Annotated in this window: 25 protein-coding genes and 1 pseudogene; 10 read left to right on the forward strand and 16 right to left on the reverse strand. The window is 70.2% G+C overall.

Annotated elements, in window-relative coordinates; all coding sequences use genetic code 11:
• The first annotated feature begins 179 nt into the window (after positions 1-179).
• Entirely contained in the window at positions 180-533 is a 354-nt protein-coding gene (locus ABZ470_RS20115; RefSeq protein WP_362912807.1) for a hypothetical protein, read from the forward strand.
• A gap of 78 nt (positions 534-611) precedes the next feature.
• Here ABZ470_RS20115 and ABZ470_RS20120 read toward each other — a convergent pair whose 3' ends face one another.
• The gene (locus ABZ470_RS20120) at positions 612-2,207 is read right to left on the reverse strand and encodes a hypothetical protein (protein ID WP_362912809.1); all 1,596 of its coding nucleotides are present in this window, start codon (positions 2,205-2,207) and stop codon (positions 612-614) included.
• 500 nt (positions 2,208-2,707) lie between these two features.
• Between ABZ470_RS20120 and ABZ470_RS20125 the strand changes: the two genes are divergently transcribed.
• On the forward strand, positions 2,708-3,847 hold the full coding sequence (locus ABZ470_RS20125) for an NAD(P)/FAD-dependent oxidoreductase (protein ID WP_362912811.1): 1,140 nt from the start codon (positions 2,708-2,710) through the stop codon (positions 3,845-3,847).
• 166 nt (positions 3,848-4,013) lie between these two features.
• On the opposite strand, the gene aceE is transcribed toward ABZ470_RS20125, so the two are convergent.
• Positions 4,014-6,473, reverse strand: a complete 2,460-nt coding sequence (gene aceE, locus ABZ470_RS20130; RefSeq protein ID WP_362912813.1) for a pyruvate dehydrogenase (acetyl-transferring), homodimeric type — start codon at positions 6,471-6,473, stop codon at positions 4,014-4,016.
• A gap of 71 nt (positions 6,474-6,544) precedes the next feature.
• On the opposite strand from aceE, the gene ABZ470_RS20135 reads away from it, so the two are divergent.
• Positions 6,545-7,144, forward strand: coding sequence for a GntR family transcriptional regulator (locus tag ABZ470_RS20135; RefSeq protein WP_352012133.1), 600 nt, complete (start codon positions 6,545-6,547; stop codon positions 7,142-7,144).
• Here ABZ470_RS20135 and ABZ470_RS20140 read toward each other — a convergent pair.
• On the reverse strand, positions 7,126-7,338 hold the full coding sequence (locus tag ABZ470_RS20140) for a hypothetical protein (protein WP_362912815.1): 213 nt from the start codon (positions 7,336-7,338) through the stop codon (positions 7,126-7,128). The genes ABZ470_RS20135 and ABZ470_RS20140 overlap by 19 nt on opposite strands.
• Before the next feature lie 7 nt (positions 7,339-7,345).
• On the opposite strand from ABZ470_RS20140, the pseudogene ABZ470_RS20145 reads away from it, so the two are divergent.
• The 3 genes and pseudogenes from ABZ470_RS20145 to ABZ470_RS20155 all read left to right on the forward strand — a co-directional run.
• A pseudogene (locus ABZ470_RS20145) lies at positions 7,346-7,606 on the forward strand (DUF4158 domain-containing protein); the annotation flags it as partial.
• Positions 7,607-7,676: 70 nt separating this feature from the next.
• A complete protein-coding gene (locus ABZ470_RS20150; protein ID WP_362913396.1) occupies positions 7,677-8,147 on the forward strand; it encodes a hypothetical protein in 471 nt (156 codons plus the stop codon).
• A gap of 39 nt (positions 8,148-8,186) precedes the next feature.
• The gene (locus ABZ470_RS20155) at positions 8,187-8,987 is read left to right on the forward strand and encodes a Tn3 family transposase (protein WP_362912817.1); all 801 of its coding nucleotides are present in this window, start codon (positions 8,187-8,189) and stop codon (positions 8,985-8,987) included.
• A 22-nt stretch (positions 8,988-9,009) separates the two neighbouring features.
• Here the strand turns inward: ABZ470_RS20155 and ABZ470_RS20160 are convergent, their stop codons facing one another.
• The 10 genes from ABZ470_RS20160 to ABZ470_RS20205 all read right to left on the reverse strand — a co-directional run bounded on the left by ABZ470_RS20160 (position 9,010) and on the right by ABZ470_RS20205 (position 16,614).
• The gene (locus ABZ470_RS20160) at positions 9,010-9,360 is read right to left on the reverse strand and encodes a DUF3703 domain-containing protein (protein ID WP_362912819.1); all 351 of its coding nucleotides are present in this window, start codon (positions 9,358-9,360) and stop codon (positions 9,010-9,012) included.
• Positions 9,357-10,103 carry a cation transporter gene (locus tag ABZ470_RS20165; protein ID WP_362912821.1) on the reverse strand — a complete coding sequence of 249 codons (747 nt, stop codon included), beginning with the start codon at positions 10,101-10,103 and terminating at the stop codon, positions 9,357-9,359. The genes ABZ470_RS20160 and ABZ470_RS20165 overlap by 4 nt, the downstream gene beginning before the upstream one ends.
• Entirely contained in the window at positions 10,100-10,513 is a 414-nt protein-coding gene (locus ABZ470_RS20170) for a metalloregulator ArsR/SmtB family transcription factor (RefSeq protein WP_362912823.1), read from the reverse strand. The genes ABZ470_RS20165 and ABZ470_RS20170 overlap by 4 nt, the downstream gene beginning before the upstream one ends.
• A gap of 689 nt (positions 10,514-11,202) precedes the next feature.
• Positions 11,203-12,996, reverse strand: a complete 1,794-nt coding sequence (locus ABZ470_RS20175) for a hemopexin repeat-containing protein (RefSeq protein ID WP_362912825.1) — start codon at positions 12,994-12,996, stop codon at positions 11,203-11,205.
• A gap of 422 nt (positions 12,997-13,418) precedes the next feature.
• Positions 13,419-13,751, reverse strand: coding sequence for a YnfA family protein (locus ABZ470_RS20180; protein WP_362912827.1), 333 nt, complete (start codon positions 13,749-13,751; stop codon positions 13,419-13,421).
• 271 nt (positions 13,752-14,022) lie between these two features.
• Positions 14,023-14,469 (reverse strand): MerR family transcriptional regulator, encoded by a 447-nt coding sequence (locus ABZ470_RS20185; protein WP_362912829.1) that lies wholly within the window; start codon positions 14,467-14,469, stop codon positions 14,023-14,025.
• On the reverse strand, positions 14,466-14,825 hold the full coding sequence (locus ABZ470_RS20190; protein WP_362912831.1) for a hypothetical protein: 360 nt from the start codon (positions 14,823-14,825) through the stop codon (positions 14,466-14,468). The genes ABZ470_RS20185 and ABZ470_RS20190 overlap by 4 nt, the downstream gene beginning before the upstream one ends.
• Positions 14,826-15,235: 410 nt before the next feature.
• A complete protein-coding gene (locus tag ABZ470_RS20195; protein WP_362912833.1) occupies positions 15,236-15,622 on the reverse strand; it encodes a nuclear transport factor 2 family protein in 387 nt (128 codons plus the stop codon).
• Positions 15,615-16,175 (reverse strand): YceI family protein, encoded by a 561-nt coding sequence (locus tag ABZ470_RS20200; protein WP_362912835.1) that lies wholly within the window; start codon positions 16,173-16,175, stop codon positions 15,615-15,617. Before ABZ470_RS20200 ends, ABZ470_RS20195 begins: the two co-directional genes overlap by 8 nt.
• A gap of 1 nt (position 16,176) precedes the next feature.
• Complete coding sequence (locus ABZ470_RS20205; RefSeq protein WP_362912837.1) at positions 16,177-16,614, reverse strand: nuclear transport factor 2 family protein; 438 nt, start codon at positions 16,612-16,614, stop codon at positions 16,177-16,179.
• 111 nt (positions 16,615-16,725) lie between these two features.
• On the opposite strand from ABZ470_RS20205, the gene ABZ470_RS20210 reads away from it, so the two are divergent.
• A complete protein-coding gene (locus tag ABZ470_RS20210; RefSeq protein WP_352012138.1) occupies positions 16,726-17,115 on the forward strand; it encodes a helix-turn-helix domain-containing protein in 390 nt (129 codons plus the stop codon).
• A gap of 219 nt (positions 17,116-17,334) precedes the next feature.
• On the opposite strand, the gene ABZ470_RS20215 is transcribed toward ABZ470_RS20210, so the two are convergent.
• On the reverse strand, positions 17,335-18,303 hold the full coding sequence (locus ABZ470_RS20215) for an Lrp/AsnC family transcriptional regulator (protein WP_362912839.1): 969 nt from the start codon (positions 18,301-18,303) through the stop codon (positions 17,335-17,337).
• Between the two features lie 113 nt (positions 18,304-18,416).
• Between ABZ470_RS20215 and ABZ470_RS20220 the strand changes: the two genes are divergently transcribed.
• Both ABZ470_RS20220 and ABZ470_RS20225 read left to right on the forward strand, forming a co-directional pair.
• The gene (locus ABZ470_RS20220) at positions 18,417-19,202 is read left to right on the forward strand and encodes an inositol monophosphatase (protein ID WP_362912841.1); all 786 of its coding nucleotides are present in this window, start codon (positions 18,417-18,419) and stop codon (positions 19,200-19,202) included.
• A 299-nt stretch (positions 19,203-19,501) separates the two neighbouring features.
• Entirely contained in the window at positions 19,502-19,975 is a 474-nt protein-coding gene (locus tag ABZ470_RS20225; RefSeq protein ID WP_362912843.1) for a hypothetical protein, read from the forward strand.
• A gap of 154 nt (positions 19,976-20,129) precedes the next feature.
• Here ABZ470_RS20225 and ABZ470_RS20230 read toward each other — a convergent pair whose 3' ends face one another.
• Positions 20,130-21,383: a DUF418 domain-containing protein gene (locus tag ABZ470_RS20230; RefSeq protein ID WP_362912845.1), complete on the reverse strand. Its 1,254-nt coding sequence runs from the start codon at positions 21,381-21,383 to the stop codon at positions 20,130-20,132.
• Positions 21,380-21,814 carry a polysaccharide deacetylase family protein gene (locus tag ABZ470_RS20235; RefSeq protein WP_362912847.1) on the reverse strand — a complete coding sequence of 145 codons (435 nt, stop codon included), beginning with the start codon at positions 21,812-21,814 and terminating at the stop codon, positions 21,380-21,382. The genes ABZ470_RS20230 and ABZ470_RS20235 overlap by 4 nt, the downstream gene beginning before the upstream one ends.
• Positions 21,815-21,923: 109 nt before the next feature.
• On the opposite strand from ABZ470_RS20235, the gene ABZ470_RS20240 reads away from it, so the two are divergent.
• Complete coding sequence (locus ABZ470_RS20240) at positions 21,924-22,520, forward strand: hypothetical protein (protein ID WP_352012144.1); 597 nt, start codon at positions 21,924-21,926, stop codon at positions 22,518-22,520.
• Positions 22,521-22,536 lie beyond the last annotated feature (16 nt).

Genomic DNA, 22,536 nt, shown 5'->3' on the forward strand with positions numbered 1-22,536 from the left:
CGCGGCGGACCGCCGCCCGTGGCGCTGTGGGGTGCCCGCGCCTCGCAGGCGGCGACCTTCGGCTCCGACCACGACGGGAAACCGGGCCCGTTCCGGGAGCGGACCCGGAGGAACAGGCGCACACTGAACTTGCTCAGGACTTTTCCGTTCCGTCCGCAGATGGAAACCCGAGGAGGATCATGTCCGGCAAAATCCGGACCGCCGCCCTGGCGGTCGCCGTGTCCCTCACCATCGTCCCCGCCGGCGCGACCACGGCCTTCGCCGCCGCCAAGCCCAACCTTCGTGCCTGCTACGACGGTAACTGCAAGATCTCCATCACCAGGAAGGTCTCGTTCCGGATCGACCCCGGCTTCGGCATCACCAAGCTGACCCTGTCCTTCAACGCCGGCGGCGTCCATGTGAAGTCCAGCGGGCCGGGTGTGAGCGGCTCGGCGTACTTCAGCGGAAGCGGCTCGGTCACGGTCAACGGCATCACTGTCCAGGCCCTCTCGCTGTCCAGCAGAAAGGCGGTGCTGCGGCTGACGACGAGCTGAGCCGAAGCGGTCACGGCCCTCGCGCCTCATCTCGTGCGGGTCTGCCCGTCCCTTGTGACGAAGGCAGGCGCGGCGAGGTCAGTCGCGCGGACGGTGGACGACCTTGTCCGTCGAGCGACCGGGATGGACGACGAGCAGGTGCTCCTCCAGCGGCGCTTCGGGGTCGTTCTCGTCCCACGGCAGCGTGCGGGCGTAGATTCGCAGGCGGTAGTGGCCCGGGCCGGCGACGGCCAGGTCCGGCAGCGGCCTGGCCGCACCGCCATCGCCGCCCTCGGGGTACGTCGGCACGACCAGGCGGCCGCTGCGGCTGGCGATGCCCACCTCGACCACCTGGTCCCAGCCGGTGAGCCGGAGCGGCGGGGCGCGGTCGAACGCCTTGACCGTCAAGCACATCGCCGCGTCCCCTCTGGTCACGATGGCGGCGCTGCTGCCCACGACGTCGACGAAGCCGTCCTCGACGGCGTCGAAGATGTCGGCGACCTCGTCGCCGTCGCCGTAGATGTCCCCGGGACCGCCTGCGCTGTCGTCACGGTCGTCGAAGACGGCGTAGCCGCCGCCTTCGGGCAGCATGTACGCGGCCGTGCCCTGCCGTCTGGCCCGCGTCCCGGGCCACGGGTCGTCGCACCGGGCGTTGGCCTCGGCCTTCCACCTGGCCTCCTGCAGGTCACGCTCTGCCTGACGGCGGTGCGCATCGGCGGTCTGCCGGGCGACGATGCCGGGGCACAGGTACTCCAGAGCCGCGGCCAGCTCGATGGCGTCCGCCGTACCACCGGCCCGCTCGTGCAGCGCGTTCCGTTCCCGGTCGCCGGGCAGCGCGCACAGCTGAGCGCCGTGGGCGAGGACGCGCTGGTCGGCCAGCCGTTCGGGGAACATCGCGTTCGCCGCGAAGGTCTCGTTCCTGGCCAGGCAGAGGAACGACCGCCGCCGCTCCTCGGGCCCGAGGGCGGTCGCGGGCCGGAGCCGGTCGCGGCAGCCCTCGTCCGCGGCCGTGTAGGTGAGCCGGGCGTCCTCCTCGGCGCCGACGACCGCAGCCGGCAGCGCGAGCACGAAGGCGGCGGCGATCAGCCGCGGCGTCCGGCCGGTTCCCGGCACCGGGACGCCCTGTCCGGGCGCGGCGAGCTCGTGCGCGGTGCGCGCCGCCCACACGACGAGCAGCCCGTCGAGCGCGTGCACCGCGAGCGACAGGCCGTCGAACGCCACCCGTCCGATCTGGAGCAGCGAGTAGACCTGCGGGACCAGCAGGGCGGCCCAGCCGATGCCGACCGTGACGGCGCTGAACCGTCTGTCGCGTCTCTGCCCGGCGATGATCATCACCTTGCAGCCGAGGGCCGCCATCGCCACCAGGAACGACGCCGTCAACGGGATCTCGGCGAACGGCCGCAGCGCCGCGGCCAGCACCCCGGTCAGACCGAGCCCGAGGGCGATGACCCGGAACCGGGCCGACACCCCGGCCAGGGCCCGCACCAGCAGGAACATGGTGGCGGCCCACACGGCCCAGCGCGCGACGTACTCCGCGACGCCGGACACCTCGTCGAGGAGTTCCCAGAGCAGCAGGTCGCCGGCCACGTCCGTGTAGAGCAGGCGCCGCAGCCACACCACATCACGCGGCAGCGCCCCGGCACGTGGCAAGGCCGGGCCGCGCAGGATCTGCCACAGCGCCCACGCGTTGAGCACGCCGATCGCCGCGGGCAGGAGCCGCGCCCCGTCGTCCCACGGCCGGAGACTCGCCGTCGCGACGACGGCGAACCACCGCCCGCCGTCGTACCCGGCGGCGACGGCGGCGGTCAGGTAGAGCGCGACGGCGACGGCGGCCGGACGCCCGAAGCGGTGGCGGGCGACGGCGGCCCGGAGTAAGGCTACGATGCGGATGATCTTATTGGACCGCCCAGGTCGGTCGGCCCCGGTGAAACCGGACGGCGGCCACCCGTCGGTGCGACAACCCCGACGCCGGGATACACGGCCCGAGCACGGTGCGCGGCTCCGCGGGCCGTTCCTGAGGCAGATCAAGAACGGCTGGCGAGATCCCGTCTGGTCGCCTGATCGGGCGGGATCTCCTCGTTTCCGAGGGCCTGGGAACGCTCCATGGTCTTGAGTATGGCCACGGTGTGGAGGTATGGGGCAGGTAGCGTGCAAACCAGCGTATGGATGAGGCACTGCCCCTACCGTCACAAGGCATGCAGACAGTGGATGTACTGGTCGTGGGTGCGGGGCTGGCCGGTCTGAGCACGGCCCGCCTGCTCGCGGGACGGGGCCTGAGCGTGATGGTGGTCGACCGTCGCAGGTCGCTGTCGACGGGCGTCCGCACGACAGGGATCTTCGTGCGCCGCACCCTCGACGACTTCGACGTGCCGGATCGTCTGCTCGGGCCAGGTGTCCGGGACGTGCTGCTGTATCCGCCGTCGCGGCGGGCACCGATCCGGCTCACCAGCGACCGGGACGAGTACCGCGTGGCCGACATGGCGGCCGTCTACGAACACGCGCGCCGCGCGGCGGAGTCGGCCGGGGCACGAGTCCTTCTGGGCGTACGGTATGTCGGCACGACGATGGGGCTCGTACGGTTCACGGGCGCGGAACCGGTGACGACCCGGTTCGTCGTCGGCGCGGACGGCGCCCGCTCCCGGGTGGCCCGTGACCTCGGTCTTGATGTCAACCGGCGCTTCCTCGTCGGCGCCGAGATCGTCCACCCGATCGCGTCGGCCACGACCACCCCGGCGTTCCACTGCGTGCTGGACCCGCGGATCGCCCCGGGGTACCTGGGGTGGGTCATCGACGACGGCCGACACGCGCATGTCGGCGTCGCGGGATATCCGAACGCGATGCGCACCGGCATCCGCCACCTGCTGGACGCCTTCGCCGCGGACGCGCCCGGCGGCACACCGCCGGCCGGGCCGGTTGAGCGCCGAGGTGGTCCGATCCCGGTCGGCGGTGTGCTGCGACGGTTGGCGTGCCCCGCCGGGCTGCTCGTCGGAGACGCGGCGGGCGCGGTTTCGCCGCTGACGGCCGGTGGGCTGGACCCCTGTCTCCGCATGTCCGAGCTGGCCGCTGCGGTCATCGCCGGGTACCTGCGTACCGGCGACCAGCGTGTGCTGAGCCGGTACGACGGAGACGCTTTGCGGACCCGGTTCCGCGGCCGGCTGCTGCTGCGCCGCGTGTTCGCCGGTATTCGATCCCCTGTCGCGGCGGAGGCGGCGGTGACCGCGCTACGCGGTCGTGCCGGCCGCGCCCTGGCGGCACGGATCCTGTTCGGCGACGGTTCGTTTCCCGAAGTCGACCCACGTCTCGCGGACCTGGCGACCGGCCGCCCTCACCGGTGACACCGGCGTCTCGCGCGTAGGACTTCGGGCGCCCCTCGACCGGGTCGGCCAGAAGGTCCCTGAAGGTCCCTGGAGATCACGGCCAGGCACCGCCCCGCTCCGCGTACGGCGGAACGGGGCGACACCCCCGGACGGCTCGGCCGCAGCGGTGGCGAAGCCGGGCCGGTCATCTCCGGCCGGTCTCCTCGACGGACTTGAGTACGGCGTCGGCGATCGAACGTGGGTCGACGCCGAAGTGCTCGCGTACGGACTCCCGGGTGCCGGAGAGTCCGAACCCGTCGGTGCCGAGGGAGGTCCACGGCCGGTCGATCCACGGGCTGATCTGATCCGGCACGGCGCGCATCCAGTCACTGACCGCGATCACCGGACCCTCGGTCCCGGCCAGGGCCTGCCGGAGGTAGGGCACCCCGGTGGAGGTCATCGCGTCGCGGCGCAGTTCGCTCCACGAGGTGACCGACCAGACGTCGACGCCCACGCCGTACTCCTCCTGGAGCAGCCGTTGCGCGGCCAGCGCCCAGTGGATCGCCGTGCCGCTGGCGAGCAGATGGGCCTGGCCGCCGCCGGAGGAGTAGCGGTAGATGCCCCTGAGGATTCCCTCGCGCACGCCTTCGGGCATCGCGGGCTGGGGGAGCGGCTCGTTGTAGAGGGTGAGGTAGTAGAAGACGTCCTCGCCGTCGGGCCCGTACATGCGCCGGAGCCCTTCGCGCACGATCTCCGCGACCTCGTAGCCGAAGGCGGGGTCGTAGGCCAGACACGCGGGGTTGGCGGAGGCGAGCAACTGGGAGTGCCCGTCGGCGTGCTGCAGTCCTTCGCCGGTCATCGTGGTCCGTCCCGCGGTGGCGCCGATCAGGAACCCACGGCCGAGCTGGTCGGCCAGCGCCCACATCTGGTCGCCGGTCCGCTGCCAGCCGAACATCGAGTAGAAGATGTAGAACGGGATCATGGCCTCGCCGTGGGTGGCGTAGCTGGAGGCGGCGGCCGTGAACGACGCCATCGATCCGGCCTCGGTGATGCCCTCGATCAGGAGCTGGCCGTCGACCGCCTCCTGGTAGGACAGCAGCAGGTCCCGGTCGACCGACTCGTAGCGCTGGCCCAGCGGCGAGTAGATCTTGGCGGTGGGGAACAGCGACTCCATGCCGAAGGTCCTGGCCTCGTCGGGCACGATGGGCACCCAGCGGCGCCCGGTCTCCGGCTCCTTCATGAGGTCCTTGACCAGGCGGACGAAGGCCATCGTGGTGGCCACCGGCTGCTTGGACCCCTTCTCCAGGGACTGGAACGGCCGCTCGGCCGGCGCAGGCAGCGGCTGGTGGGAGACGGTTCGGTTGGGGATGGGCCCGCCCAGGGAGCGGCGGCGCTCGGCCACGTAGCGGACCTCGGGCGAGTCGGGCCCGGGGTACAGGTACGGCGGCAGGTCCGCGTCGAGCGCCTCGTCCGGCACCGGCAGCCCGAGCCGGTCACGTAGCGCGCGGAACTCGTCCCGGGTGAGTTTCTTCATCTGGTGGTTGGCGTTGCGCGCCTCCACGCCGGCCCCGAGCGTCCACCCCTTGACGGTCTGCACGAGGATCACCGTCGGCGCGCCGCGGTGGTCGAGGGCCCGGCGGTAGGCGGCGTGCACCTTGCGCGGCTCGTGGCCGGCCCGCGAGCCGCCGACGATGCGCCGCAGGTCCTCGTCGGAGTACGGCACGTCCAGCCCGTGGAACAGGTGTTGCCTGATGTAGGCCCCGGTCGAGGTGGCGAAGGTCTGGAACTGCCCGTCCGGCATCTCGCCCAGGCGGGACACCAGTTCGTCGGAACCGAGCAGCCCGTCCCATTCGGCGCCCCACAGCGCCTTGACGACGTGCCAGCCCGCGCCCCTGAAGACGCCTTCGAGTTCCTGCACGATGCGGGTGTTGCCGCGCACCGGCCCGTCGAGCCGCTGCAGGTTGCAGTTGATCACGAAGGTCAGGTTGTCCAGCCCTTCGCGGGCGGCCAGGGTGATGGCCGCCGTGGACTCCGGCTCGTCCATCTCGCCGTCGCCGAGGAAGGCCCATACGTGGCTGAGCGAGGTGTCCTTGATGCCGCGGTTGTGCAGGTAGCGGTTGAACCTGGCCTGGTAGATCGCGTTGAGTGGCCCAAGGCCCATGGACACCGTGGGGAACTGCCAGAATCCGCGCATGCTCCGCGGATGCGGGTACGACGGCAGCCCGCCCTCGGGTTCGCGCCGGAACAGGTCGAGCTGGCCCTCGGTCAGCCGTCCCTCCAGGAACGCGCGGGCGTAGATGCCCGGGGACGCGTGGCCCTGGAAGTAGACCTGGTCATGGCCGCCGTGGAAGAAGTGGTTGAACCCGACCTCGTACAGCCAGGCGGCCGAGGCGTAGGTGGCCAGGTGGCCCCCGAGACCGAGCCGGCTACCCCTGGTGATCATCGCCGCCGCGTTCCACCGGTCGTAGGCCGCGATCCGCTCCTCCAGTTCGAGGTCACCGGGGTAGCCGGGCTCCTCCGACGTCGGCACGGTGTTGATGTACCGGCTGCTCGTGGCCAGCCGCTTCAGCAGGTATTCGGCCCGTTCGGGGCCTGCCGCCCGGCGGACCGCCTCCAGCGACTCCAGCCATTCCGCGGTCTCCTGCGGGTCAATGTCCTTCTCCATACCACCATTAAACACCCTATGATCGATCATAGGATGTTTCCATCCGTCATTATGGGACTGTGAAACCTGTCATGCGACTCCCGCTTCGTGATCAGATCCGGCAGGCCGTACTCGACGGCCTGATCAGCGGTCGGTGGGAGCCCGGCGACCGCGTCGTGGAACGGCACATGGCGGCGGAGCTGGGCGTCAGTCAGGCTCCGGTTCGTGAGGCGCTGCGCGAGCTGGAGGCGCTCCGGCTCATCGAGTCGTCGCCGCACAAGGGCGCGCGGGTCCGCCGGATCACCGCGACCGACCTGCGCGAGATCTACGAGGTGCGGGCGGGCCTGGAGGAGACGGCCGTGCGGCTGCGGCACCCGTCCGTCGAGGCGCTGCGGGTCCACCACGCCGGCCTGCGACAGGCCGCGGCCGCCTCCTCCGTGGCCGACCAGGTACGCCACGGCGTCGCGTTCCACCGCGAGATCGTCAAGGCCTCGGGCAACGACGTGCTCCTGGCGGTGTGGGAGTCACTCGGCATCGAGGTGTGGACGCACCTGTCGATACGGCTGTTCCGGATGCGGCTCTGCGAGAACACCGCCGACCACGAGCCGCTCATGGCGGCGTTCGAGCGCGGGGACCCCGACGCGGGGGCTCTGCTTCGCGACCACATCCTCGGCTACGCCCCGCTCAACTGAGCGCACCCGGTCTCCACGCCGGGCACGGCCGCCACGCTCTCCACGGCCCGGCGGACCCGCTTCCGCCAGGCCAGGCCGCCGATGGCGGTGAACACCCCGAGCGCCCGCTCCAGGCTTCTGGCCGCGGCCACCGGCAGCTGGAACAGCTCCCGCCGCAGGCTCCAGTGGGTGGGGTGGGCGGTGCAGTGGGGCACCGTGCGGATGCTCGGCACCTTCCTGGCCGAAGATCCCCTGGATGTACCGGGACAGGTGCTGGAGTTCATCGCCGAGCGGCTCGGCATCGACCCGGCGTGCGCGATCGAGTACCTGACCCGGCCGAAGACCGCCTACGAGCACGCCTGGGAGATTCGGGATCTGCTGGAGCCGGCGGAGTTCTCCAAACGCGAGCAGGAGGTCCGCGACTACTTGGCGGCCCGGGTGTGGTCGACGATCGAGGGACCACGGGCGCTGTTCGACCGGGCCGTGGTGCACATGCTGCGCGAGGGCATTCTGCTGCCCGCCGGGATCATCACGCTGACCCGGCTGAAGCGAGGTGCGCCGGGCCGAGCACGCCCGGTTGTATCGCACGCTGGCCGAGCGCGCCGGTCCGCAGCTGCGGGCGCGGCTGGCCGAACTGTTGCAGGTGCCTGCCGATCGGCGGGTCTCGGAGCTGGAGCGGCTGCGCACCGCGCCGACGCGGGCCTCGGGCCGGGTGATGGTGGCGGAGTTGCATCGGGTGGCCGAGATCGGCGGGCTGGGGGCCGGGGCGGTGGTCACCGAGCCTGTGCCGGCGGTGAAGCTGACCGCGCTGGCCCGTTACGGCCTGGCCTCCAAGGCGCCGACGCTGCGGGATCTGGAAGGCGATCGGCAGGCGGCCACGCTGCTGGCCACCGTGCGGCATCTGGAGACTTCCTCAGTTGATGATGCCCTGTCGGCCCCGGAGGCGACGTGGTGCCGGTGCAGAATCTGCACACCGGCCACAATCCCGTCTATTTCGGCCGTCAGCGCGACGCGACCTGGCTGAACGTGGTGAATGACCAGGTGATGGGCGTCGGGCGGGCTGGTGGTGCCGGGCACGCTGCGCGACTCGCTGTTCATCCTGGACGCCATCCACAACCTCGATGGCGGGCCCAAGCCGGAGACGGTGGTCACCGACACCGCCAGCTACTCCGACATCGTCTCGGGCCTGTTCGCGATCTGCGGCTACCAGTTCTCCCCGCGCATCGCCGATCTGGCCGACACCCGGTTGTGGCGTACCGACACCCGCGCCGTCTACGGGCCGCTGGAGCACATGTCCCGCCATGTCGTGCGGCTGGACAAGATCCGCGCGCACTGGGGCGACATGTTGCGGGTGGCCGGGTCGCTGACGATGGGCACGGTGCGCGCCTACGACCTGATCCGGATGTTGTCGGCTGATGGTCGCACCACCGGCCTGGGCGAGGCGTTCGCCCACTACGGCCGGATTTCCAAGACGCTGCATCTGCTGCAGTTCATCGCCGACGAAGGCTACCGGCGGATGATCGGCACCCAGCTGAACGTGCAGGAGGCCCGCCACCGGCTGGCCCGGAAGATCGCCTTCGGCAATCGGGGCCAGCTGCGCCAGCGCTACCGCGAAGGTCTGGAGGACCAGCTGGGCAGCCTGGGTCTGGCGTTGAACGCGGTCATCTGGTGGAACGGCCTGTATCTGGACGCGGCCGTCAAGCACCTGCGCGAGCAGGGATTTCCGGTCACCGATGAGATGTGCGCGCGATTGTCGCCGATCCAGTACGACCACATCAATTTCCTGGGCCGCTACGCCTTCTCGCGCGCCGATGTGGCCGGGGGTTTGCGTCCCTTCCATGAAGGGACGCACCACAGCGGCTGAAGCCCGGGGTGAGGCATCTGGTTCAGGCGGCCCGCAGCAGGGCGGCTAGATCGGCGGGCACGGGCATGGGCTGGGTGAGGCTGACGCGGGCCCGGCCGGTGTTGCCCTCGGGATAGCGGCCCAGCGCGGAGCCGGGCGCCGCGACGATGATCCGCACCACCTGGCCGAACGCTTCGCGGCGGTCACGCTGGCGTACCGCGAGGGCGAACATGGCGATGTGGTTGGCGGTGTGCGGCCAGGACCAGGGCTGGGAGATGATGTGCGCGCGCTCCAGGTGCCGCCAGCGTGCCTGCGGCTCGGTGGCGGTGCGGGCGGCGCGCATCTCGTCGCGGTAGGCGGCCCGCACCGGTGCGGGCATCGGGCGGCCGATCATCGCTTGTCCTGCTGCGTGCTGGTCTGCGCCGGTGAGCAGCAACCGTCTGAGCAGCCGTCAGCCGCGGAGGCGGTGCCGGTCACAGCGTCCCCGGAGAGGGTGGCCGCCGGGACGGCACAGCAGGTGTCGCCGCGCCAGGCTTGGTTACCTTCCTTGACCGCGACGGCGGCGATGACCAGGGCGGCGATCGGGTCGGCCCAGGACCAGCCGAAGGCGCTGTTGAGCGCCAGGCCGGCCAGCAGTACGCCGGACAGGTAGGTGCACAGCAGGGTCTGCTTGGAGTCGGCGACCGCGGAGGCGGAGCCGAGTTCGCGGCCGGCGCGGCGTTGCGCCGCCGACAGGAACGGCATGATCAGCAGGGAGAGGGCGGCCAGGATCAGGCCGGGTGTGGAGTGTTCGGCCTCGCCGGTACCGAGCAGGGCGCGCGCGGCGTCGAAGGTGACGTAGGCGGCCAGTGCGAAGAAGCTGATCGCGATGACGCGCAGCGCGGTCTTCTCCCGGCGTTCGTGGTCGGTGGCGGAGAACTGCCAGGCCACGGCGGCGGCAGAGGCCACCTCGACGATGGAGTCCAGGCCGAAGCCGATCAGTGCGGCGGAGGAGGCGATGGTGCCGGCGGTGAGGGCCACCGCCGCTTCGATCACGTTGTAGGTGATGGTCGCCGCGACCAGCAGCCGGATACGGCGTTGCAGCGCCGTGCGCCGGGCCGGGGAGGGGCTGAGTCCGGGCAGGTTGATCGCGCTCATGCCATCACCTCGCCGGTGGACTGCACGCCGTCCGGGCGAGTGGCGCTAGGAACGGCGCCGGGGGCGGGGCAGAGCATCACGGCGTGGCCGGTGACGGCCAGCAGCTGCTCGGCGGAGGCGAGCAGGTCCATCAGTTCGGGCCGGGTCAGGCTGTAGAAGGACTGGCGGCCTTCGGCGCGGTAGTCGATCAGGTCGCAGTCGCGCAGGCAGGCCAGGTGCTTGGAGACGGTGGACTGGGCCAGGCCGAGCTCGGCGACCAGGTCCACCACGCGGGCCTCGCCGCGGGCCAGGCGGGCCACGATGCGCAGCCGGTTCTCATCGGCCAGGGAGTGGAACAGTGCGGCCGCCGGGGGGACGCCGACGGCGATGTCGGCGCTGACGCAGGAGCCAGCATCACTATCAATCGCCATATGGCGATGATATCCCGATATCGTTATGTCATGACAAGAACAGAGTGTTATCCGTCTTATGTGATCTTGCGGGGTGGACCTCGGCGACACCGCCATCACGGCCGAAGCGCGCCATGGAGGGGGCAGACCAAGTAAGCCGGAAAGGGCTGATAGCCGTTCCGATGGTTGAGAGCTGATCTCAGTGCTGGTCTTCCGGTAGTGGGAGCCCGGTGTCATCTCTCGGCTCCAGCATTGGTTCGGGGTGAACGCCGGACGGCCCGTGAAGCGGCCCTGTTATCTGTGGCAAGAGAGACGCGGTGCCCGCCGTGGTGCATCTGTCGGCGGGCCTGCGCGTCTTCGGCGCGATGCTGCTCAGGTGCGGGTCACGAAACGCCGCCTCTGCCGGGGCACGCCCTGATCGGCCAGGAGGACCTGGTAGCTGTCCGAGGCTTCTTGGCCACGGTCACGACCTTGGCGGGGTCGCCGGGGAAGAACATGCCGTCCTCGGCCCTCCACGAGGCCCCGCCCGCCCGCGTCCCTTGTACCGGCACCGTGCCGATGGCGCGGGAGAGGGCCGTCGTTGAAGCTGTTGCCGTTGCTCCGGCGGGTTCCCGGACCGCCTGCCGGGCCGGCGCTGTCGTGCCGGTGTGCCGGGCACCGCTCGTCCAGGCCGTGGGGTCTGGGCGAGCGGCAGGTGAGCAGCGGCTGGGCTAGAAGGGCATGGCCTGGATGCGTATGTAGCGGTCGCCCTTGAAGAGGTAGATCTCGCTGCTGCTGCCGGGAACCTGGCAGGCGGCCGACAGGCCAGAGGCGAAGACGGTGCCAGCCACGGCGGGGAGGGCCTCGGAAATAGCCATGGGGCCGCGGACGATCCTTTCGTCGCTGACGTCGTAGTGGACGAACTGATCGCCCTTGAACAGATAGACCCAGGAAAGGAACCAGGACTCGCAGGCCGCGTCGATGTCGCTGGTGAAGATGGTGCCCTTCAGACCGGGCCAGCTCGTGGCGATGTCCTTGACGCCGGTGTGCTCGTCGTCGCGGACGTCGTAGCGGACGTACTGACTGCCGCGGAAGAGGTAGACCTCACGGTCCGCGAGGGGCACGGGGCAGGCGGCGCCGATGCCGCTGGTGAAGGCGGTGCCGTTCAGGCCGTCCCAGTTGTCTTTGACGAGCGAGGGACCGACGACGATGCTTTCGGTGTCCAGGTCGTATCTCACGTACTCGTCTCTTTTGAAGAAGTAGATCTCACCGTCGACGTCGGGGACGGTGCAGGCGGCTCCCAGGTCGCGGGTGAAGATGGTGCCGTACAGGCCGCGCCAGCCGGTGGCGATGTACGAGCCGTCGCCGGAGGGCGGGCTGCCGGGATCGCCGCCGGTGTAGCGGACCCGCAGACCGAAGTGGCCCATGCCGTAGGGGTCGCGGTTGAACTCCCAGCGCATCCGGTGATCGCTGCTGGAGTGGTAGAGGGCGGCCAGGTCCGCTCGCCCGAAGGCGAAGCCCCGGCTGAGCACCAGGTCGTCTTCGTTGACGAGATGCTCCCAGATGTCCGTGATCAGGCTCAGGCCCGCATACACGTAGCCGAACAGCTCCATGTTGGGCAGGAGGCTGAGGAACAGGTCGTTCCATTTGAGCTCGTCCACGATCCGGCGCAGCGCCTCGCCGAGCGCCTTGTACCACTCGGCGTTGGAGTCGTCGGCCTCCCACAGGGTGATCATGGCCGAGCCGCAGCCGTTCAGGCGGGTGTCGAAGAAGACCTTCTCTCCGTAGATGGGGAACTCTTTGTTCTCGGTGACCGACCCGGTCTCGTTGGTGCGCAGGCTGCGCCCGTAGCCGGTGGCGGCGGCCGCGACCGTCCAGTAGATCTCGTCCCTGCCGCCGCCCTGGTCGCCGACCGCTTTGTGGCAGTAGAACGTGTCCAGCTCCAGCTTGGCGTGGAACGACTCCCCCGACCTGGCGGCTGTGTCGTCGTCGGGGCCGGCGAAGCCGGTCACGCCGAAGCCGTACTCGGCCATCGCCGCGGTGAACTCCTCGGTGTCGAGGACCTGGCCGTCAGCCAGGTGTTTGCGGTCCACCATGGCCAGGTTCGGCATCTCGGCCATCAGCGGGAGCATCTCGGCGAAGGCGGCCTTGTAGGACTGCTCGTCAAAGCCGTCGCGCAGCGGGCGGGAGCTGACGGCCTGGGGCACGGCCTGCGCCGAGCGTCCGCCGGACAGCTGCTGGTGGTAGATGCGGCCCAGGCCGTGCAGGTAGTCGGTGCCCAGTACCCGCTCCAGCGGCGCCAGCACCGAACGCTCCAGGTCGGTCAGTTCCAGTCCTTGGTCGGCGCGGGCCGCGGCGTGCAGCAGCACGCCGGTCATCAGGTTCACCGGGCCGCGCTTGTACAGCCGCTGCGCCTTCGCCTCCTGGGCCTGCTGCAGGCCCTGCCCGGACAGCAGCACCTGCCAGCGCTCCAGGTGCTGGGCGCACTCCTCGGCGGTGAACGCCGCCATTCCGACCTCGCTCATGGTGGTCCCTTCGTCGCGTTGTGTCCGGAGCCTGGGGTGCGGCCGCAAGGGGGCGCCGCGTGCTGTGGGCCTGTTTCGCAGGAGAGTGCGCAGGCTTGCCAGCATCCGTTCGTAACGTAACAGATCATGATCGAAAAGTAATCGAATGAGTGGGTTACTCCCCGGCCACTACGGCCGAGTCCGGGATTGAGCAATAGCGGAACAGCGGCGAGCCGTACCCGTTGGTGACCGAGTTGACCGGACAGAGCGGTAATTCTGTCCGGTTTCCGAGGCTGCGTTTGACCAGGTCAGCACGGTGAGATAGGCCAAGCCAGCAGCCCGGCCGCGTGCGCCGGACAGGAACCATCATCCGGCGGCGCGCTCGATCCTGGCCTCGGGCGCGGCCGCGCAGGGCGAGACCAGCTCAGCCCCCGACAGGGCGATCATCCACGTGGCGCGTACATGATCACCAAGACGCCGGCCAGGCAGACCAGCGCGCCGATGACATCCCAGCGATCGGGCCGGAACCCGTCGACGACCATTCCCCAGGCCAGCGATCCGGCGACGAACACGCCGCCGTAGGCGGCCAGGATCCGGCCGAAGTTCGCATCCGGCTGCAGCGTGGCGACGAACCCGTACAACCCCAGGGCGATGACGCCGGCGCCGATCCAGGCCAGGCCGCGCTGCTCGCGCACGCCTTGCCAGATCAGCCATGCCCCGCCGATCTCGGCGAGCGCGGCCACGGCAAACAGCAGCAGGGAACGGACGATCGTCATGGCAGGTAGTACAGCGCATCGCGGCAGCCGGCCCTTCGCCGGGCCGCCGCCGGGGCTGGTGCGGCGGGGCGGGCGTTCAGCATCCGCAGCTGTTCTTGCCGCAGCCACAGCTTCCCGCCGCGGCGGCGCGCGAGGGCGGCGGCGACTTTGCTGCGCAGCGGTGGCCCACCGCCGTCCGTGTCCGGCTCGCCCGGCCGCCGGCCGGGAGCCGACAGGGGCACCGAGACAGGCTCGGCGGGTACGCGGTGGTCATGACGGGTGCCCACGGCGGTCAGTTCTCCTCAAGGGAACGGCTTTCGGCCAGGTCGGCGAAGGGCAGCGGGCAGTCGGAGCAGGTGCAGTGGGTCAGGCTGTCGCATCCGGCGCTCACCACCGCGGCGAGCGCGCGCCGGATGGTGGTCAGGTCGGCGATCCGCGCATCCACCTCGGCGATCTTTTCCTGGGCGCGCTCGCGCAGGGCCGGCGTGGGGTGGCCGCGTCGGCCGGTGTCGATCAGCTCGGCCACCTCCTGCAGGGTGAAGCCGAGCCGCTGGGCGGCTTTGATCACGGTCAGCAGGGTGACGGTCTCGGGTGGGTAGGTGCGGTGCCCGCCGGGGCTGCGCGCCGGTTCGGCGATCAGGCCGCGGCGTTCGTAGTAGCGCAGGGTCTGCAGGTTGACCCCGGCCTGCTCGGCCACCTGCCCGCTGCGCAGGTAGGGCCCGTCGAGGTCCTGCCTCACACCGGCCGTCCCGCTACGGCCGCCGCGGCGGCGCGCTCCTGCAACGCGTCCAGCACCTCGACGTGCTCGGGCGGCACCGTCACCTCCAGCGCCAGGCTGCCGTCGGCGATGGTGAGGGCGAAGGTGAAAAACGAACAGCAGCCGTTCTCCCGTGCCGTCAGCTCGGCGGCCCGGGCGGCGTTGCCGGGGCCGAAGACGAGCTCCAGGCGCAGCCGGGTGTGCTCCGGCCGTGCCACGTCTTGCACGGCTTCAGCGAACAAGGCGTCGAACTCGGCCACGCGCAGCGGCTGCTCGGCGGTGGGCAGGGTGCAGGCGGACGGAGCCCATCCCAGGTCAGGGGCGACGTTCTGTGTCATACCTCGACGGTAAACCTGTACCTAGGTACCGAATGCAAGCCCCTGATGGCGTAGCGCCAAAATCCGTCCGATCCTCCCCGAAGGCCGGTACTTCGGGTACACGGGCAGCGGGCCCGACCCCGACAAGACCGTCAAGGGCCACACCTTCCACGACCGTGCGATGTCCTCGGCCGACCGCAGGAACTCCGGCTGCGGCGACAGCTTGAACGGGCAGACCTCCCCGACCACGGCGGCCACCCACTCCGGCATGTGCGTGGACATCCCCAGCGGCAACAGCTACAACGGCGGTGCCCCGCCCCTCGTCTCCCGTGGGAGAGGCGAGGGGCGGGGCACCGCTCCTCAGCATCGGCTTCTCTCGAAGGCCGGTCTCGTCGGCGGCCTGTCAGGTCCGGGAGTGATCGAGGACCTTCTCAGGAGGCGAGGGCGTCGCGCAGCGGGAGGGGGTTGAAGTACTCCCGCCACAGGACGACCTTGCCGTCGCTGACCTCCAGCACGGCGGCGTAACGCTGGTGGTAGGCATGCCCGTTCGAGGCGACCCGTCCGGTCGAACGGTACTCCGCGAAGTAGCGGCCCGACGTCGCGGCGGCCGTCACCTCGATGTCGCGCAGGGTGAACTCGGCGTAGAAGCCGCCGAGGAACCGGCTGAGCAGGTCGGTCATGGCCTGCCTGCCCTCGACCACGGTGACCTGCTCGCCGAAGGGCATCTCGAAGACCATGTCCTCGGCCAGCAGTTCCGCCATGGCGGGCACGTCCCGCCGCGCCTCGGCCTCCAGCAGGGATGTCACGACGTCAGACATGTGAGTCCTCCAAGATCGCCTCGATGTTCAGGAACACGTGGACCGTGTCGCCGACGACGGGGCCACCGGCACGCATGAGCCCCATCGTCTCCGCGACGCCGAACGCCGCCCGGCTGAACCGTGCCCGGCCCAGGAATCCGGCCCGGCGATGGCCGAGGGGGTCATCGGTGACACCGCCGTAGGTGAGCCGCAGCTCCACGGGCAGGGTGGTCGCCTTCACGGTGAGGTCGCCGCCGATCACGTAGTCCGTGCCGCTACCCCGCACGGTGGAGGAACGGTAGGTGATCTGCGGGTAGGTCCCGGCGTCGAGGAACTTCCCACCTCGAAGGTGCAGGTCGCGTTCGGGGTGGTTGGTGTCGATCGAGCCGGCGGCGAGGGTGGCGGTCACCCCGGTCGCGGACAGGTCCCGCCCGACGGTGACATGGCCGTCGAAGCGGTTGAACCGGCCGGTGATCCGGCTGACCAGCATGTGGCCGACGGCGAAGGTGACGCTGGAGTTGGCCGGGTCGATCAGCCAGATACCGGGCTCGGGAACGGTGGCTGGATGTGTCATGTCAGGACACCGCCTCGTCGGTGAGGCCGAAGACCTCCTGGGTGCCGAGCATCACGTAGAGCCGTTCGTCGAAGCGGCTGAAGCGCCAGCCGTCCGGCGTGCGGACCGCGGTGGCCTCGAAGCCGGCGAGGGATTCCTCGAAGAGGTCGCCTTCGCCGACGTGGTACGCCCGGACCCGTGCCGAGGCCTCCGCGGTGTCGCCCTGAACGTCGGCGGTGTAGTTGCCCAGCATGTGGTGGGTCCTCAGGGTGCGCCCGACCAGGTCGCTGATGTAGGCGATCACCTCGGCGCGGCCGGACACCTGGTAGGCGCCGAACCAGTCGGTGGTCACGTCCTCGGTGAACAGCCGCTCCAGCAGGGTCCACTCCCGGTGGTCGAGGGCGTCGGCGTAGCGATCGAAGAGGGCGAAGATCTGCTCGCGGTCGGTCATTCCGGTCATGGTGCTGTCTCCTTCCGCGGGGCCGTGCGGCCCCGTCGGAGGCGGCAACCCGGTGCGGAACAGGACGATTCCAAAATCGAACCAGGCACTATTTTCTGCTATAGGTTACTTATGACAACCAACCTGCTAGATGAGGTGCAGCGGGCTGACTCGGTCGCGCGCCAGATCATCGATCGGATCGGCGACAAGTGGACCTTGCTGGTCATCTCGGCGCTGGGTGAGGGCGTGCTGCGCTTCTCACACCTGCGGCAGCGGGTGGAGGGAATCAATCAGCGCATGCTCACGCAGACCCTGCGGGGCCTGGAACGGGACGGGATCGTCACCCGCTCGGTCTATCCCACGGCGCCCCCGCGCGTGGACTACGAGCTGACCGACGCCGGAGTCGAACTGCTCACCCTGGTGACCGGCATCTGCGCCTGGACGCGCCGCCACCTCGACACGATCGAGACGGCGCGCCACGCCTACGACACACGCGCCGCCGGCCCTCCTCAGCCGCTCTAGCGCCGCGTTCCCGTGCGCCACGGGGTGTTCCCGGCCGTCGTCGAAGCGGCGACGCCCGGAGTTCCCGCGGCGGTCAGGAGTGGCACGCGCTCAAGGAAGCACACCCGCCGGCCTCGGCCCAGCGAGAGTTTCACCCGTTTCTCAAGCCACTTCGCGCGGGCACGCGAAGAAGCCCGAAGGTGAGTCTCCGGTGTGCTCACCAGAGCCTTTGCCCGCGCGTCAGTCGCCGCTCCGCTGTACGGACCAAGGGCCTGCGCCCATCGGCTTGACGGTTCTGGCGATGACGACGGTCTCCGCGCGCGTGATGCCCAGCGGCCCGAGGACGTCGGTGGTGAAGGCGTACAGCGCGTGCAGGTCGGGGCAGTAGAGCGCGACCACGAGATTGGTGGGGCCGGTGGTGGCGGCCACGGCGTGGGTGTGAGGGTGGGTGGCCAGCGTCTGCCCGGCCGTACGGAGCCGGGCCGGCGGGACTTCGAGCCACAGGTTGGCGTCGACGGCCAGCCCCAGCAGGCGCGGATCGACGGTGACGTGCGTACGAAGCATGCCGCCGTCCGTGAGGTGGCGCAGGCGTCGCCGGACGGTGCTTTCCGAGGCGCCGGTGCGGTGGGCCAGAGCGGCGTGGGAGAGCCGGGCGTCCTCGGCGAGCAGGCCGAGCAACCGCTCGTCAAGGAGATCAGGTGTGTGCGAGGCCATGCCAGGAGAGGGCTGGGCCAGGGCGGCGACCTGGCCGGGTGTGAGAACGTCGGCCCGCCAGCCGGCAGCGTCGGCGAAAGTGTGCAGAACACTGTGCGCGGTGGTGGAGGTGATGGCGCCTGTGGCGGGCAGCTGGCGGAAAAGCAGCCGATCACGATCGCCGGGGTCGGCGACGACCAGAACGTCGATCTCCTCGCCGCCCATCACGATGTCGACGGATCCGACGTCGGGGCGCCTGGCGAAGGACGCGGCGATGGTGTCGACCTTGCCGCGCAGGACCCGCACCCGCAGCAGCGTGGCACCGATGCTCTGTTCGGCCGTGATCGTCCGCACGACGGTGATGCCACCCTCGCGCATACGCGTGAGGCGGCGGGTGACCGTACGGGCCGAGACGCCCAGGACGGTCGCGATACGGAAGATCTCCGCCCGTCCGTCAACCTGGAGGGCCCCGATGATGCGCCGATCCAGGTCATCGAGGGTGATGCCGGAATCCACCGTAGAAACATGCTTCATGTCTGATATCCGCCGTCTGGACAGGTTCCTGGGCCGCCTTGCCGCGCTTCGACAGTACTTCTGGGGTCAAGGACACCGTCGAGGGAGGCAGGACAATGAGTTATCGGGAACTGCTGCCGCAGGTCATCGGGATCGCGCGGCAGGTGGGCGCCTATGTGCAGGAGCACCGCCCCGCCGCGGTCGGGGCGAGTGTGGCCTCGGTCATGGAGGCGTTCGGCACGGTCGACGGGCCCGCGGGGGAGTTCCTGCGCGAACGCCTCGGCGCCCTGCGGCCGCAGAGCGCTTGGAGTCCCGACGAGATCGGCACGGTGGTGGCCGATCACGGCGAGACATGGGTGTGCGACGCGGTGGACGGCGCCGTCCAGTTCCTGCAGGGGCTGCCCCACTGGGGCGTGACGATCACCCTGATCGCCGGCGGTGAGCCCGTGCTGGCAGTGCTGTGGGCGCCCCAGCTGGACGCTCTCTACACCGCGGTCAAGGGTGGTGGAGCCCACCTCAACGGGCGCAGGGTCAGGACCTCGGCCAAACGGCTCTCCGCGGCACTGGCCTGCACCAGCCAGCCCCCTTACAACCTGGAGCCGGAGCGCGCGGGCGCATCGCTGACGGCCATGCTGCGTCACACCCTGGCCGTACGCAACCTCGGCCCGACCGCCCTCCAGGTCGCCCAGGTCGGCTCCGGACACGTGGACGTCTTCTGGGAGTACGGCCACGACGCCAACAACCTGCTGCCAGGTTCCCTGATCGCCCGGGAAGGTGGAGCGCTCGTCACCGACGCCGACGGCGACCCGTGGACTCCGGCCTCGTCCACCTTCGTCGCCGCCGCCCCCATCCTGCACTCCGACGTCCTGAACGTCCTGCGCGGTCACCGGGGGAGCTGCTGAGCTTGATCGACCCACCCCTTCGCCCTTGGCCGTGGCTTCGGGAGTCCTGGGCCGTCACCGACGGTGGATCTCCACGTGGGCGGGGCGCCCTTCGCCGGCGCTCTGCCGACGGCCGGCGGCCGAAGGAGGTGGGCCCGTCCGGTTCGGGCCTACGGAAAGGGCGCTGCCGGGCCTGTGACGCATTTTCTGGGCGAAAGGTTGGTTTGTCCGGCTATGTGATGACTCACTGCGCAAGGCCCCTTATTCCGAGGCGACTGCATGGCAAGATGATCTTTGGTTACCCCGAACGGAGAGAAGAAATGCGCAAGACATCGGCTGTCACGACTCTGGCTGCCGTGGCGGCGTTCCTGTTCGTCGCCTCCCCTTCACCCGCCCTCGCCGCGCCCTCGGCACCGGCCCTGGCCGCCGCATCGGGCCTGAAGACGGTGTACGGCTGGGCGAAGCGGTCCGGCGACTCCGCCATGATCGTCACGCCGTACCGGGCGCACCGCGAGGGCACGGGCGGCGACTGGTATCTCGGCAAGCGCGCCGGTGACCCCGTCAGGATCGACTACACCGAGGGTCTGGACTACCGCCAGATCAACAAGAAGTGCGGCTACGGCCCGTCGCCGTACAAGAGCCGCAACACCCGCAGCACGTCCGCGACGGGCACCGTGAAGTGCGACCCCGGCCACCTCTACCTGCGGCTTCGTGAGGGACGTACCCCGGTGAAGGTCGTCTACGACCCCGCAGGCCCGATGGCGGTCAAGGTCTACGAACTGGTCGGTCCGTAACCGCGTCCGGCATGCCACAGGCCCGCACGCGGGCCGGACATGGACGTGCCGCCCCTGCCCGGCATCCGATGCCGGGCAGGGGCGGCACGTTCGGCCGTGTCGACACGGCCCGCAACCAGCTGACGGTGCTGATCGGCGCCTCCGCCGGTCGGGCCTATGCGCGTGCCCGGTGGCCTGTGCCGCGGACCGGTACGGCCAGCACGGTCACGCGGTGGACCAGCCATTCCAGCGGCCCGCGCCGGAACCGGCGCAGCCACAGCGGGGAGAAGACCAACGCGAAGACAGCCATGCCCGCGAACAGGGCGAAGCCGTACGGTGGGTCACCCGCCACCCGCTCGATGAAGACCTGGTGGGCGGCGTACCACGTCAGCGCCAGGCTTCCGACGGCGGTCAGCGGCAGCAGCGCCCGCCGCCACCCGGGTCGCTCCAGCAGCGTGAGGAAGGCGGCCAGCAGCAGCAGGCCGACCCCGGTCATCATCGGTGCCATCGGAACGCTCAGCGCGTACAGCTGGTGCGGCGGCAGGGTCAGCACCGAGCTCCACGGCTGCAGCATCGGCCCGCCGGTGGACTCCATCATCGCCGCCAGCGCACGCTCGGCGCCCAGCGGGCCGAGCGCGAACCACGAGATCAGCCAGCAGAGGGCGGCCAGCGACGAGCCGAAAAGAACCATTCGCCGACGTACGGCGCGGCTGCGCAGGTCCAGCCGACCGATGGCCAGCCCGGCCAGCAGCAGCGGGATCGCGTACGGCGTCTGGAAGCCACCGCCCAGCAGCAACTGGTGGAGCTTGGCGAGCCAGTCCTGCGGGTGGATCAGCAGCGTCAGGCCGAAAGCGGGCTCGGCGCCGGTGTTCATCGGGGAGATGGCCCAGGTGCCGCCGTAGTTCAGCACGACGAAGCAGAAGACGGGCAGCACGGCGCCGAGGACACCGGCCGCGGCCAGCAGCGTGCCCGGCCGTAGCCGCACCAGCGGCATCAGGATCAACAGCCACACGGCGTAGAACTCAAGGATGGACAGGTTCAGGCCGGACAACTGGTCCACGCACAGGCTGACCAGCAACAACATGGCCGCGCGGATCGCAAGCCGTTTCCTGGCCACCTTCAGCCGATCGCCGTCCAGCGGTTCGGCTCCACCGGTCATCAGCGCCACCGAGATGCCGGCCATCAGCACGAACAGGCTCATCGACCGGCCGGAGACGGTGTGCTCGATCCAGTCGAGCACGGCCGGTTTGTCCCGCATCGGAGCCGGGCTCAGCCATCCGGTCGGGCTGACGTGCATGTAGACCATGCCCATGATGGCCAGCGCCCGTACGGCGTCCAAGCCCAGCAACCGCCCCCGCGGGGGCTGGGATCGGACCACCGGCGGAGCGGCCACCGGGGCGTCGTACGGAACGTGCGCGGGATGGTTCATTTCAGGTAGTCCTCCAAGAGCGCGGGCGTCAGCCCGTCTTTCCTCGCCTGCCCGATGAATGTTTCGATGTCTTCTTTGTATTCATCACGGAAATGCATGAGAACGATGTCGCCCGGAACGAGACGGTCACCGGCGGCGAATTCGATATGGCCTTTGGCGATTTCCGCGCTCCAGTGCACCAGGTGTTTGACGCCGCATTCGGCGGCGACCTGCACGGTGGTGGCGTCGAAGCTGCCGTACGGCGGCCGCAGCAAGGCGGGGCGGCGGCCGAAGACCTTTTCGAACCGGTCGGAGGCCGCGCAGATCTCCTTGTGCTGAAGAGCGCGCGGCCTGCCCGCCAGATCCGGGTGGCCGACGGTGTGGTTCTCGACCGCCGCGCCGGTGAGAACGGTCCGCCTCCGATGCTTTCCCGGCCCTTTTCCGTGTTCCATGGCCGCCACCGTAGGGGCCGCCTCCGTAGGTTTATTTCAGCTTTTCCATCGGCCGCCCAGAGGTAATCCATAGGTTCTGTAACAATGCGTGGACGGTATTATCGGCGGCATGTCGCTGAAAAAACGGTTCACCGCCGCGGGAGCCGTGCTGTTCGGTCTCGTGGTGGCAGGAACGGTCTCCCTGGCCGGGTGCGGGATCGATCCTCGGGTGCGTCTGGAGCACCCGGCCGGGCAGGAGACCGGGCGGAGCACGTCCTCCACGGCGCCGGCGCAGACCGCGGTCGCCGTCCCCTCCGACCTCGACGGTCTGCGGGTGCTGCGGGAGGATCCGCGCCTGGGCACGAAGACCACCTCCGCGATCAGACGCTGCGAGGGCGGCCGGTTTCCGGTCTACTCCGAGGAGATCTCCCTGTCCGGTCAGTCGGAAGGCGTCCACCTGATGGCCGTCACCGTCTACACCTGTCCCGGCCGCAGCTGCGGGTACGAGGGGACCCGCGGCACCTACGTCTACCGCCTCGAACAGGGCAGGCCGGGTGAACGGGTCTACGCCCATCAGGGCGCGGGCAGCCGCGTGGAGGTCCGCGACGCGGCCCTGGTCCTGATCCGGCCGGACTACCTTCCGGGCGACGACGCCTCCTGCCCGACCACCACCCGGGCGACACCGCTGCGCTGGAACGGCCGCACGCTCGTTCTCGACGGCGCGTGAGACGACGCGAAAGGAC

Source organism: Streptosporangium sp. NPDC020072, assembly GCF_040631445.1.
Classification (GTDB): Bacteria; Actinomycetota; Actinomycetes; order Streptosporangiales; family Streptosporangiaceae; genus Streptosporangium.

Bases quoted from the DNA above. Each gene is read 5' to 3' on its own strand.
- ABZ470_RS20115 (WP_362912807.1), top strand. From the start codon at position 180: ATGTCCGGCAAAATCCGGACCGCCGCCCTGGCGGTCGCCGTGTCCCTC.
- ABZ470_RS20125 (WP_362912811.1), top strand. From the start codon at position 2,708: ATGCAGACAGTGGATGTACTGGTCGTGGGTGCGGGGCTGGCCGGTCTG.
- aceE (WP_362912813.1), bottom strand. From the start codon at position 6,473: ATGGAGAAGGACATTGACCCGCAGGAGACCGCGGAATGGCTGGAGTCG.
- ABZ470_RS20135 (WP_352012133.1), top strand. From the start codon at position 6,545: ATGCGACTCCCGCTTCGTGATCAGATCCGGCAGGCCGTACTCGACGGC.
- ABZ470_RS20160 (WP_362912819.1), bottom strand. From the start codon at position 9,360: ATGATCGGCCGCCCGATGCCCGCACCGGTGCGGGCCGCCTACCGCGAC.
- ABZ470_RS20165 (WP_362912821.1), bottom strand. From the start codon at position 10,103: ATGAGCGCGATCAACCTGCCCGGACTCAGCCCCTCCCCGGCCCGGCGC.
- ABZ470_RS20170 (WP_362912823.1), bottom strand. From the start codon at position 10,513: ATGGCGATTGATAGTGATGCTGGCTCCTGCGTCAGCGCCGACATCGCC.
- ABZ470_RS20175 (WP_362912825.1), bottom strand. From the start codon at position 12,996: ATGAGCGAGGTCGGAATGGCGGCGTTCACCGCCGAGGAGTGCGCCCAG.
- ABZ470_RS20180 (WP_362912827.1), bottom strand. From the start codon at position 13,751: ATGACGATCGTCCGTTCCCTGCTGCTGTTTGCCGTGGCCGCGCTCGCC.
- ABZ470_RS20190 (WP_362912831.1), bottom strand. From the start codon at position 14,825: ATGACACAGAACGTCGCCCCTGACCTGGGATGGGCTCCGTCCGCCTGC.
- ABZ470_RS20195 (WP_362912833.1), bottom strand. From the start codon at position 15,622: ATGTCTGACGTCGTGACATCCCTGCTGGAGGCCGAGGCGCGGCGGGAC.
- ABZ470_RS20200 (WP_362912835.1), bottom strand. From the start codon at position 16,175: ATGACACATCCAGCCACCGTTCCCGAGCCCGGTATCTGGCTGATCGAC.
- ABZ470_RS20205 (WP_362912837.1), bottom strand. From the start codon at position 16,614: ATGACCGGAATGACCGACCGCGAGCAGATCTTCGCCCTCTTCGATCGC.
- ABZ470_RS20210 (WP_352012138.1), top strand. From the start codon at position 16,726: ATGACAACCAACCTGCTAGATGAGGTGCAGCGGGCTGACTCGGTCGCG.
- ABZ470_RS20220 (WP_362912841.1), top strand. From the start codon at position 18,417: ATGAGTTATCGGGAACTGCTGCCGCAGGTCATCGGGATCGCGCGGCAG.
- ABZ470_RS20225 (WP_362912843.1), top strand. From the start codon at position 19,502: ATGCGCAAGACATCGGCTGTCACGACTCTGGCTGCCGTGGCGGCGTTC.
- ABZ470_RS20230 (WP_362912845.1), bottom strand. From the start codon at position 21,383: ATGAACCATCCCGCGCACGTTCCGTACGACGCCCCGGTGGCCGCTCCG.
- ABZ470_RS20235 (WP_362912847.1), bottom strand. From the start codon at position 21,814: ATGGAACACGGAAAAGGGCCGGGAAAGCATCGGAGGCGGACCGTTCTC.
- ABZ470_RS20240 (WP_352012144.1), top strand. From the start codon at position 21,924: ATGTCGCTGAAAAAACGGTTCACCGCCGCGGGAGCCGTGCTGTTCGGT.